The organism is Pseudoalteromonas sp. Cn5-37, assembly GCF_021532495.1.
Taxonomy (GTDB): Bacteria; Pseudomonadota; Gammaproteobacteria; order Enterobacterales; family Alteromonadaceae; genus Pseudoalteromonas; species Pseudoalteromonas simplex.
This window is the reverse complement of the sequence record NZ_JAKGBA010000015.1, coordinates 16,114-26,938: the sequence shown is the minus strand read 5'-3', so window position 1 is coordinate 26,938 and position 10,825 is coordinate 16,114. Positions and strand designations below refer to the sequence as shown.

Sequence of the window (10,825 nt, the reverse complement as noted above, 5' to 3'; positions counted from 1 at the left end):
GGAGAAATTTAGAAAAGCACTAAGCACGTATTATTGATTTTAAAATCACAAGTTTGAAAGCTAACTCAAGCCTGCGAGTTAACCTTTACAAAACATCCTATCAACAAATCCACAAAATGAAAGAAAAAAGAGGTACGACTTAGGTATAAATATTTCTATTTATAGTATTAATAGAGTTTCAGTGGTGGGAATTATTCACTTTACAGCAGAAATAAGCAAAATAATGCAACTATCAGCTTATCTCTACTGAGGTGAGGAGTATTTACTTATCTTGTTCCAACATTGCCAGCTTTTCATCTTCAAGCATTAACGCCATAGTGGCAATTTCAGATAAACTCTCGTCTAGTGCGTTAAAGAAGGTCACAAACCCTTCGCCTAGTTTATCTGGTTCAGGGTGGTTTGCTAGCGCCTGATCCCACATTGCAAAGGTGGTAAGCAAATCGAGAGTTGCTTCAAAATTATCAATAAACAATTGACCATCTTCGCTTTCATTTTCTTGTTGACCATCCGCTTGCAGTAAAAATTGTAAATCGCTGTGCCAAATTTCTTGATTCACGATATAAGCTGCAATATAGCCGCTACAAAAATCTTGCAGTGCTTGGCTTGGCTCATTGCTGTTTACTTCATTTGGATATAATTCGGCTAAAATCTTCTTTTGTTCAACTTGTGCTTCGGTCACATTATCGAGCAGCTCAATCATTGCATCGCGTGGCTCAGAATCCGTCATTAAGGTGTTGAATACCGCTTCATCATTATCAGCAATGTAATTGGCAAGCTCTGACTCTCCAAAAAACTCTGAACAGGCTAACAAACCAGACATATAGCCAAGCACTTGATCCAAACTCACTTGATTTGTTGCACTTTGACTGGCGAGATAGTTGTTAAAAACATCTGAACTTTGTTGATTGAGCATAACGTGCCTTTTCAATAATTTTAAATGGGTTTAGCTCTACACTAGCGAATCCACAAATTTTTGCAACAACTGAAATATTGTCAACTAGTTACCTGACTCAAAACAGGAAATACGCAACTCATTCTTGTGCCAATTCCTTGCGAGCTTTGAATATCAATTCGACCTTTATGTTCATGCACAATAGCATACACCATCGTCATACCCATGCCGGTACCTTCTCCTACTGGTTTAGTAGTGAAAAAAGGATCATATATTTTAGCGATGGTCTCTGCTGACATACCAATGCCATTATCTTCAATGTCAATATATATGTGTTGCTCTAGCTCATAAACATTGATAGTAATTTTTGTTTGAGAGTCTTGATTATCGCAAGCTTGTTTAGCATTAATTAAAAGATTAACAATTACTTGGCTAATAGCAGCTAGATTACACCAGCTTTGGGATATTGGGCTATATTGCGATTGCAAATGACAATTTCTTAATTGATTAGTAAGAAGTTTCACCGCACTTGTCACTGCATCTGTCATATCAGCAAACTGCATATCCTGACTTTTAGGGCGAGAAAAATTCAACAAGTTCGACACTATTTTACTAATCCGTTGCAAACCTTGTTCTGTATCATCAATTAAATCAGGTAAATCATCAACAACAAACGCAAAAGAGTGTACTTGGTTTAGATCCACCAGCTGTTGATGAAAAGCCTCTTTGTCTATGTGATTTTCACTAAACTCGCCACATAATTTCAGTAGCTTGCTGAAGAAACCACAGTAGCTTTTCAAACTATCAAGGTTACTCATACTATAAGCAAGCGGGTTATTAATTTCATGTGCGACTCCAGCACACAATGTGCCTAAAGTTGCCATTTTTTCAGCTTGAATAAACATAGCTTGATGATGCTCTAAATCAGCAACTTTTTGTTCAAGCTCACTATTAACAGCTACCAGAATCCGGCTTTTATCGGCAAGCAATTGTTCGGCCTCTTCTCTGGCCGCTTTCTCTAATAAATAAGCTTGTTTAAAATCATCCATTTTAATCTCAAACTGTGTTTGTCTCTTTTAAAACCTAGCACAAGGCTTAATTTAAGGCTATGTTATTGATTAACGATGATTCATAGTAAAATGGCATGGCAGAGCAAATTAGCAAACAACATATTCAGGTTTTATGCATTGATGATGATGAAATAGTGCTGCGAACTCTTTTGCGGTTATTATCAGCTAACAATATCACCGTAAAAGCCTGCTCAGATCCCAAAGATGGACTTAAAACTCTAGCTAATTATAGTTTTGATGTAATTATCTGCGACATGCGTATGCCAAGCATGAATGGGGCTGAGTTTTTCGCACAGGCACTCACCATTGCTCCTGAACCACAGCGCATTTTACTAACCGGTTACTCAGATATAGAAAACACGATTGCTGCAGTCAATATCGGTAAAATTCATACTTACATACAAAAACCATGGCAAAACGAATTACTACTAAGCAATATAAATGATGCGATAGAAAAAACATCTTTGAAACGCCAGAATCAACAGTTAGAACAAAAAATTAAAGCGCAAAACAGCCAACTAAAAGAGCTAAACAACAACCTTGAGCAAATGGTAGAAAAGCGCACACAACAAATCCGTAAAGTATTAAAACAACTTGAAACAGTAAATGAACGAGAGAAGCATGAGCATCGCGCTACTTTTGAGATTTTATATAACTTTATAAATGCCAACCCTTACCTAGATGGAACACAAGCTCAAAATATTGCTGCTACCTGTAAACAACTAGCCACGCGCCTTGGTCTAGACAATCAACTTATAGAAATGACAGAAATGGCAGGATACTTATCACAAATAGGTCTACTTGCAATGGAGCCAGAGCTTTATAAAAAACCAACTAAAGAGCTCACTGAAACACAACGAAAACTATTTTATACGCACCCAAGTACAGCACAATTAATGCTCATGCCTGCGCCTCACTTAAGTGATGTATCTGAAGCAATTTATTACCAATTTGAACACTATAATGGGACAGGAAAACCGAAAGGGTTAAAAGGGAATGAGATTCCAAAAGCCGCGATGATATTAGCTGTAGCCCGTGATTTTTGGCAAGCCGTTGCACAACTTTCAAGCTCAGAGAGCAGTAATTTTGAAAGGGCTCGCGATCAATTACAGCTCTATAGCGGAACATACTACCACCCAAAAATTTTAGAAATATTTAATAGCTTAGAAATTAACTGTGCGAGTGTTCAAAATGTTGGCACTATGAAAATTCTTTCAGCACAAAACCTTAAAAATGGCATGGTGCTTGGTCACGCGCTCAGAAATTACGACGGTATTTTACTGTTGCCAAAAGGGCATGTATTTGGCCCTAAATCGATTAATAAACTGCAACAACTAGAATCGAAAAAACCGAACCCTTTCAGGATCATGATCAAAAATTAGCGAATAAAGTGATCACATAGTCAGCTTACTTCGTTACAATGTGATTTATATTACGATTACTTCATACAGGAGCACTCAGTGTCGCGATTTTCCGCCATTACCGATAAGCCGCACGACGGCCGATTCAACAAAAAAACGGGCATTTTACTGACCAACTTAGGGAGCCCAGACGCCCCTACTACCGCGGCACTTAGAACATATTTACGCGAGTTTTTATCAGACCCACGAATTGTCGAGATCCCGCGTTTCATTTGGATGATCATCCTTTATTGCTTTGTACTTACGTTACGCCCAAAACGTTCAGCAGCACTTTATAAAAGTATCTGGACTGAAAACGGCTCACCGCTTACTCATATTACCCGAGAGCAAAGCAAAAAGTTAGCAGCCCTTTTAAAAGACAAAGGACACCACGACACCGAAGTAGTTATGGCCATGCGCTACGGTAACCCTTCAATTGAAGCAGGCCTTGAAGCGCTGCGCGAAAAAGGTATCACTCGCGTGATTGTGCTGCCTATGTACCCACAATATTCAAGCACGACCATTGGCTCAACATTTGATGCAGTATCAAATGTGCTTCGCAAGTGGCGCTGGGTGCCAGAGCTGCATTTTATTAATGGTTATCACGACAACCCGACTTACATTGATGCTCTAGCCGCTAGCATTAGCGAAGATCTAAATGCCCATGGCACGCCACAAAAGTTGGTGTTTTCGTACCATGGTACACCTAAACTGTTTTTAGAAAACGGCGACCCTTACTACTGTTTTTGTATGCAAACCACCCGTTTAGTGGCTGAGAAACTTGGCTTTGAAAAAGACTTTGCTGTAACAACCTTTCAAAGCCGTTTTGGTAAAGCTGAATGGTTGAAGCCATACACAGACGCAACCCTTGAAAGCTACCCTGCTGAAGGCATTAAAGACGTTGCAATTTTAAGCCCTGCGTTTAGTGCCGACTGTTTAGAGACATTAGAAGAGCTCGAAGGCGAAAACCGCGAAAACTTTGAGCATGCAGGCGGTGAAAAGTACCGCTACATTCCAGCATTGAATACCCGCGATGACCATATCAATGCAATGTTTGAAGTGATAAAACCACTACTTAAATAACAAAAGGCCCTAGCTATTATATAAAGTAACTAGGGCCTTTTTTATTATTGAAGCGTGTCACTAATCTTTGCGTGTCATAACCAAAGTCACCGTACCTGCAACAATTCCCCAAAATGCAGAACCAACCGAGAACAAAGTTAGATTAGACGCTGTGACCAAAAAGGTCACGATAGCGGCTTCGGTATAATACGCCTCAGTTAAAGCTTGCTGTAAGCTACTGGCAATAGTGGCAAATAGTGCGATACCCGCCAACGCCAAAATCAATGCCTGTGGCAAGCTTGCTACCAAACCAACCAAGGTTGCCGCGAGGAGCGCCATAATAATGTAAAACACCCCACCAGCAATGCTTGCCCAATAACGTTTTCTTGGATCTTTATCAGCCTCAGGGCTCATACAAATGGCAGCGGTGATAGCCGCTAGATTAATGGCATAGCCACCAAATGGTGCAATAAATACATTTAATAGCCCGGTTACATTTAACGCTGCCGACACAGGGGCTTTATAGTGATGCGCTTTTAATACAGCAATACCCGGTAAGTTTTGCGACGTCATAGTCACAATAAACAGCGGTAAACCAACACTTATCATGGCGTTTAAATCAAACTCAGGTGCAATGTAAGCAAACTCGCTCATTTTCCACTGCCAGCTAGAGGTATCAATTTGCCCAGTTACACCTGCTATTAAAAATCCCGCCACAACCACAGCGAGCATAGCAAAGCGTGGAAAGTAACGTTTTCCACATAAATAAACAGCCACCATTAACCCAATCACTAAAGGCAGCTCGTTCATAAAGTTGAACACATCAATACCAAAATTCACCAACACGCCTGCAAGCATTGCACAGGCCAGTTGACTTGGGATCTTATTCATCATTTTTTCGAACACGCCAGTAATGCCAGACAAAAACACCAGCGCAGCGGAGAACATAAACGCGCCAACAGCTTGATTTAAGCTATACCCTTGGGCACTTGAAATAAGGAGTGCCGCTCCGGTTGTTGACCACGCGATAAGAATAGGCACCTTGTAGTAGTAAGACAACGCAATTGAGCTGACGCCCATCGCAAGACCAAGCATTAATACCCAGCTAGCAACCAAATCAGGTGTGCCACCTAACACCATAACGACCTGATAAATAAGTGCAATTGAGCTAGTAAAACCAATAATAACGGCCACTAACCCCGCAGTTGCTCGACTGATGAGCTGACTCATGTACACACACTCCTTGCAATTAAAAATCTACCATATCCTATGATTTGCCAGATGGCACTGTACACTTTTGTAGTATTTTAAGATTAATTTACTATACAGAAGAGGCATTTACTGCAATGCCAAACATTAACAAAATTTAATTTTCTCTCCACCTTCAAGCAATCCTTACTTAGTTAAACTGCAAACACTGACTAATTTAAGGACCAATCATGACAAAACTAATCAATCAAAATCGCCTATCTATTATTTCGTTAGCAACAATCAGTGCACTACTTTCAGGCTGTGGCAGTAGTAGTAAGAGTGAGGAACCGGTACAAAATACTCTCACTTTGCCAAGCTTATTAGTCGGTGAGGTAAGTGCGATATCAAGTAACAGTATTACAGTTAACCAACATCAAATAGCCACAAATAATGCTGACATTGAGGTGGATGACAACCACGCATTAATCAGCGATCTAAAAGTGGGTATGATGGTTGAAGTTGAAACAAATGGTAAAGAAGCAACTCAGATTGATTATGATCCAAGTTTTAAAGGGCCTGTTAGTATCAATGAACAAGGCGCTACAATTGCGGGCTTCAAGTTAAATAATTTAAATACCGAAAACCTTTCAAATGGTAGCCTGGTTGAATTAAGCGGTTATAACAATAGCCATAGTGAATTCACGGTTACCTACCAACAACCATTATCTAACAGCGCAGAATTAGAACTCGAAGGTTTCATAACAGATCTAAACACTGCCTCTTATACTTTTAAACTAGGTGATTTAACTGTTCAATATCAACAGGCAGACATCGACGGCGCATTAGAAAACAATCAATTCGTTGAAGTAGAGGGCCGCTTAGAAGGTAACTTATTAATGGCACAAGAGGTTGACGCTGAACATAACTTTACAGCTGATGACGATCTAGATACAGCGCTTTTTGGTACAATTACCTTCATCAACAATGACGCTTCCTTGGTTACCCTGAACAATCAATGGCAAGTGAGTATTACCGATCAAACTAAATTTGAAGATACCACTCGCGCTACATTAACCATAGGAGATACGATAGAAGTAGATGCCATCTGGCAGCAAGCTAATAATTGGTTTTTAGCCCACGAAATAGATCTGGAGAAAAGCCACACTTCGCCTAATTTAAGCAGTAATTTTAGTGTTTCTGGCTTTGCCAATTACAGCAATGGCAACATTATTATCAATGGCATCAGCTTGAAAATCACAAATAGAACCGTTTTTGAAGATGGGTTAACAGCAGATACTCTTTCAGGTGAATGGTTAGAGCTTGAAGGTCTTATTGATGGACAGAGCTATATTGTCAGTGAAATCGAACGTGATAACAGCAATGAACCTCTTGAATTAAAAGGCATAGTAACAGTAACTGAATCGCAACAGGCTAGTTTATTCGGCTACATCAGTGAAGATAACAGCTTAGCGAGTTTTACAGAACAATATGTTGATCTAGAATGCCAGTGGGTACAAGATAACATTGTACGTGCATGTAAGCTTGATGATTAACAACAAAATACAACAATGGCAGCACTAAACGTGCTGCCAAACTAATGTCGAAATATTATGAAAAAAATAGTTTTAACTTGCCTATGCTTAATTTCTGGCCTTGCTTTTGCTGCAAGTTCAGCCATTTTTAATATGCTAGATTCAAGCACAGCCCCTGCCCCGACTGAAGTTTTATATAACATAGAACAACACTATGCGAAAAATGCCGTTATTGTTGAGTTTGAACTGGAAATTGAAAATGGTCAAAGCGTATTCGAAGTCACTTTATATGAAGCTAAAAAACAACGATTTATCGAATTACTTTTAGACAGTGCGGGAAAGGTAATAGAGCTTGAGTATGAAGCTCCGGAGCTTGATGAACAAGAAGAAATAGCAGCTGCTAATTTGATGAGCCGTAAAGGTTACACATTACATGGTTTAGTAACTCAACTAGATAGTGAGCCAACACACTACCTAATTGAAGCCCAATTAGAGCAAGACATGGGTATCACATACATTGTCGCCACATTCGTAACCAGCAAAGGGCGTCACAAAAAAGCGATTGATCTTGAGACGGGTAAGAACTTACCTTTGCTTCGTTGGGGCAATTAATGAAACTATTATTAGTTGAAGACGATCAGCAAAATCGCGAGTTTTTATACAAGGCTTTTATTGAGCAAGGCTACACATTAGATTGCGCAGAAGATGGTCAACAAGGGCTTATGCTAGCGACGTGTGAACATTACGACGCGATTATTCTAGATCGTATGCTTCCTAAGCTTGATGGTTTACAGGTATTGTTAGCATTAAGAGCAACCGGCAAAACAACGCCAGTATTAATACTATCAGCACTAGATAAAGTAGACGACAGAGTGACAGGTTTAAAAGCCGGCGGTGATGATTATCTAACAAAACCCTTCTCTTTTTCTGAATTAGCTATTCGAGTCGAAAACTTAATAAAACGGCATACCTTTCATGCCCCACTGAGCACTAAAATTAGTCTTGCCAATTTATCGCTCGACTACAGTAATCAACGAGTTGAAGTAAACACTAAAACTGTTAATTTACAGCCCAAAGAATTTAAATTGCTTAGGTATTTATTAGATCACCAAGACAAATTAGTCACCCGTACCTTATTGTTTGAATCGGTATGGGAATATCATTTTGATCCTGGCACCAACGTTATTGACGTGCATATTGCGAGGCTTCGTAAAAAGCTCACAGAAGCGTCCGCGCAATTAGAAATCGAAACAGTTCGCGGTGTCGGCTACCGCTTAAAAGCTAGTGAGAGTTAATGTACGAAAATAACCTACGTTTGTTCGACCCAAGAAAAAGCTCAGTTTGGCGTTTAACATTGGCCTTTGCAGCAATTACCGCTGTTACTTTATTACTCGCGATTACTTTAATCTACCAACTGTTACTTGGCGAGCAAAGCCGTCAAGTTGAACGGCGCCTTGATGCCGAAAAAACACGTATCGAAGCGCTCGCCTCCGAATTTGACAAGCAAAGCTTTTTTCAACAGCTGGATGTTTTCAGAAGCGAAGGTGATATTTTAATTTTTTGGCAGAGTGATTATGAACAAAGCCAGCAGCTAAGCTTTTTACCCGATAATATCCCCTCACTCCCCGAAACAGTTGTTTTTCCTGTTCTTGATACCGGACGAGGTCAAATACGCCTACTCACAACAGGCAAAGTTAAAACCGTTTATGGCAATATCGTGCTCGCCACTGCCACAGAGCATTTACAACGTTTAATTATCGATTTCAAATCAATCGCTAGTTGGACTTTTATCTTAGCAATAGCGTTAACAGGCTTGTTTGGTTACCTATTTTCTCGTCGACACTTGCGTCGTGTAAACTACTTCAATGCAACAGCCGAACAAGTTCAAAATGGCAACTTAAGCGCGCGTTTATCCCATAAAGATAAAGGTGATGAATTTGATCGTTTAGCAGCTCACATCAATACAATGCTCGATGCAGTAGAGGAAAATTTCGCTTTGGTACAGGGAATTACCGATAATATCGCTCATGATCTAAAAACCCCACTGACACGATTAAAACTTAATTTAGAGCAGCGTTTACAAAAGCTGCCAGAAATGGGCTACGAGCTTGAACAGCTCAATAGTATCATTAACACCTTTGACGCCATGCTAAAGCTCACACGTTTAGAACATGGACAGTTTCCGCTACAGCTCGAAACAATTGATAGTAGTCAACTTGCCAATGATATTAGTGAAATTCTACAACCCAGTGCCGAACAAAACGGTCAATCAATTGATGTCGCTATTTCTTCACCTTGGCAATTAAGCGGTGATCGAAACCTGTTGTTTCAAGCAATTTTTAACCTAGTCGAAAATGCTATAAAGTACGCTGGTAAGGGCGCAACGATTAAAATAATAATTGCTGAAAAAAGTATATCAGTTGTCGACAATGGTAAGGGTGTCAACGAACATGATTTACAACAGCTCACAAAACGCTTTTATCGCAGCGATCCGGCGCGTCAAAAAGAAGGGTTTGGTTTAGGCCTTGCAACCGTACAAGCAATTTGCAACCGCCATTCACTCAACTTATTTCTAAGTTCAGAAAATGGCTTTTGTGCAAAAATAACCGAAGATTAAGCTGCGCTCTCAGCTGCTTTTTCTTGCACTTCTGGTTTTGTGGGTTTATCAAAAATACCTAAACGAATGCGAATAAAGTGCAAAATCTCTTTGGCTACGTCAATACCCAACGCACCTTCTAAGCCTTCAAAGCCTGGACTTGAGTTTGCTTCACAAATTTTAAAGTGCTGCTCATCAAACAATAAATCGATGCCTGCTACATCAAGGTTGAGTACGTTCGCTGTTTGGGTTGCAAGCCATTCGATTTCTGGCGTAATAGGAAATGACTTACCAGTGCCACCTGCACTAACATTGGCTTTAAAGTTTTTACCCTGTGAGTTACGTTCCATACACGCAACAGCACGGCCACCGATAGTAAGTACTCGCAAATCACGGCCATGACTGGACTTAACAAACTGCTGTAAAATGATGTTTGCTTGTGGATTTGCAGCCTCAATCAGCTGCATTAAGTCATCAAACTCTTCTTTTGATTTTGATAAAAATACACCACTCCCCTGCGAGCCCGATAAGGTTTTAATAACCACAGGAAAGCCAATTTGCTTTTCAACCAAATCAATATTCACCGGAAATTTAACCAACATGGTATTTGGCGTGGGTAAATTACACTCTGCAAGAATTTGCTGTGCAAATAATTTGTCTTTTACTGTTTCGATGGATTGCGAACTGTTAACACAGTACACACCTAAACGTTCAAGGTGGCGAATAATCGCTAGCGCAAAATAAGTTGTACTTGCCCCCATGCGAGGGATAACAAAATCGGGGAACTCAACTGACTTACCATCAATTAAAATACTTTTACCGTCTTCACGGGTAATAGTCAGGTCAAATTGATCAGGCGAATAAACTTGTAAATCTATGCCCTCTTCTTCGGCTGCAGCAAGTAAACGTTCTACTTCATAGGTTTCTTGTTTTAACAAGCCTTGGCTATCTTTATAAATGATCCACCCGCGCATGCTTGGTACCTCTGGTCTTTGAGTTTCGGTGACAAAAAAACGCGGATTATGCTGAGCATTCAAAGCCGAGTAAAACAAATTAATTTTATCGACACGATAATAAAAACC

At 39.9% G+C, this 10,825-nt stretch carries 10 protein-coding genes; 6 read left to right on the top strand and 4 right to left on the bottom strand.

Annotated features, from left to right (window positions below; genetic code table 11):
• Window positions 1–262: 262 nt before the first annotated feature.
• Together L1266_RS15390 and L1266_RS15385 are read right to left on the bottom strand one after the other, a co-directional pair.
• Window positions 263–913 (bottom strand): UPF0149 family protein, encoded by a 651-nt coding sequence (locus tag L1266_RS15390; protein ID WP_138599362.1) that lies wholly within the window; start codon window positions 911–913, stop codon window positions 263–265.
• A gap of 80 nt (window positions 914–993) precedes the next feature.
• Window positions 994–1,941 carry a sensor histidine kinase gene (locus tag L1266_RS15385; RefSeq protein WP_235377843.1) on the bottom strand — a complete coding sequence of 316 codons (948 nt, stop codon included), beginning with the start codon at window positions 1,939–1,941 and terminating at the stop codon, window positions 994–996.
• Window positions 1,942–2,036: 95 nt separating this feature from the next.
• Between L1266_RS15385 and L1266_RS15380 the strand changes: the two genes are divergently transcribed.
• A complete protein-coding gene (locus tag L1266_RS15380; protein ID WP_138599364.1) occupies window positions 2,037–3,344 on the top strand; it encodes an HD domain-containing phosphohydrolase in 1,308 nt (435 codons plus the stop codon).
• Between the two features lie 78 nt (window positions 3,345–3,422).
• On the top strand, window positions 3,423–4,445 hold the full coding sequence (hemH, locus tag L1266_RS15375) for a ferrochelatase (RefSeq protein ID WP_235377842.1): 1,023 nt from the start codon (window positions 3,423–3,425) through the stop codon (window positions 4,443–4,445).
• A gap of 60 nt (window positions 4,446–4,505) precedes the next feature.
• On the opposite strand, the gene L1266_RS15370 is transcribed toward hemH, so the two are convergent.
• Window positions 4,506–5,654 (bottom strand): benzoate/H(+) symporter BenE family transporter, encoded by a 1,149-nt coding sequence (locus L1266_RS15370; RefSeq protein ID WP_054553441.1) that lies wholly within the window; start codon window positions 5,652–5,654, stop codon window positions 4,506–4,508.
• A 209-nt stretch (window positions 5,655–5,863) separates the two neighbouring features.
• Between L1266_RS15370 and L1266_RS15365 the strand changes: the two genes are divergently transcribed.
• The 4 genes from L1266_RS15365 to L1266_RS15350 are packed head-to-tail and all read left to right on the top strand — an operon-like array spanning window position 5,864 to window position 9,764.
• Window positions 5,864–7,168 carry a DUF5666 domain-containing protein gene (locus L1266_RS15365; protein ID WP_138619794.1) on the top strand — a complete coding sequence of 435 codons (1,305 nt, stop codon included), beginning with the start codon at window positions 5,864–5,866 and terminating at the stop codon, window positions 7,166–7,168.
• A 57-nt stretch (window positions 7,169–7,225) separates the two neighbouring features.
• Complete coding sequence (locus tag L1266_RS15360) at window positions 7,226–7,759, top strand: hypothetical protein (RefSeq protein ID WP_235377841.1); 534 nt, start codon at window positions 7,226–7,228, stop codon at window positions 7,757–7,759.
• The gene (locus L1266_RS15355; protein ID WP_054553438.1) at window positions 7,759–8,442 is read left to right on the top strand and encodes a response regulator transcription factor; all 684 of its coding nucleotides are present in this window, start codon (window positions 7,759–7,761) and stop codon (window positions 8,440–8,442) included. The genes L1266_RS15360 and L1266_RS15355 overlap by 1 nt, the downstream gene beginning before the upstream one ends.
• Window positions 8,442–9,764, top strand: coding sequence for an ATP-binding protein (locus L1266_RS15350; protein ID WP_138599368.1), 1,323 nt, complete (start codon window positions 8,442–8,444; stop codon window positions 9,762–9,764). Before L1266_RS15355 ends, L1266_RS15350 begins: the two co-directional genes overlap by 1 nt.
• Here L1266_RS15350 and L1266_RS15345 read toward each other — a convergent pair.
• Window positions 9,761–10,717: an ATP-grasp domain-containing protein gene (locus L1266_RS15345; protein WP_235377840.1), complete on the bottom strand. Its 957-nt coding sequence runs from the start codon at window positions 10,715–10,717 to the stop codon at window positions 9,761–9,763. The genes L1266_RS15350 and L1266_RS15345 overlap by 4 nt on opposite strands.
• Window positions 10,718–10,825: the final 108 nt, after the last annotated feature.

Bases quoted from the DNA above. Each gene is read 5' to 3' on its own strand.
- L1266_RS15390 (WP_138599362.1), bottom strand. From the start codon at position 913: ATGCTCAATCAACAAAGTTCAGATGTTTTTAACAACTATCTCGCCAGT.
- L1266_RS15385 (WP_235377843.1), bottom strand. From the start codon at position 1,941: ATGGATGATTTTAAACAAGCTTATTTATTAGAGAAAGCGGCCAGAGAA.
- L1266_RS15380 (WP_138599364.1), top strand. From the start codon at position 2,037: ATGGCAGAGCAAATTAGCAAACAACATATTCAGGTTTTATGCATTGAT.
- L1266_RS15370 (WP_054553441.1), bottom strand. From the start codon at position 5,654: ATGAGTCAGCTCATCAGTCGAGCAACTGCGGGGTTAGTGGCCGTTATT.
- L1266_RS15365 (WP_138619794.1), top strand. From the start codon at position 5,864: ATGACAAAACTAATCAATCAAAATCGCCTATCTATTATTTCGTTAGCA.
- L1266_RS15360 (WP_235377841.1), top strand. From the start codon at position 7,226: ATGAAAAAAATAGTTTTAACTTGCCTATGCTTAATTTCTGGCCTTGCT.
- L1266_RS15355 (WP_054553438.1), top strand. From the start codon at position 7,759: ATGAAACTATTATTAGTTGAAGACGATCAGCAAAATCGCGAGTTTTTA.
- L1266_RS15350 (WP_138599368.1), top strand. From the start codon at position 8,442: ATGTACGAAAATAACCTACGTTTGTTCGACCCAAGAAAAAGCTCAGTT.
- L1266_RS15345 (WP_235377840.1), bottom strand. From the start codon at position 10,717: ATGCGCGGGTGGATCATTTATAAAGATAGCCAAGGCTTGTTAAAACAA.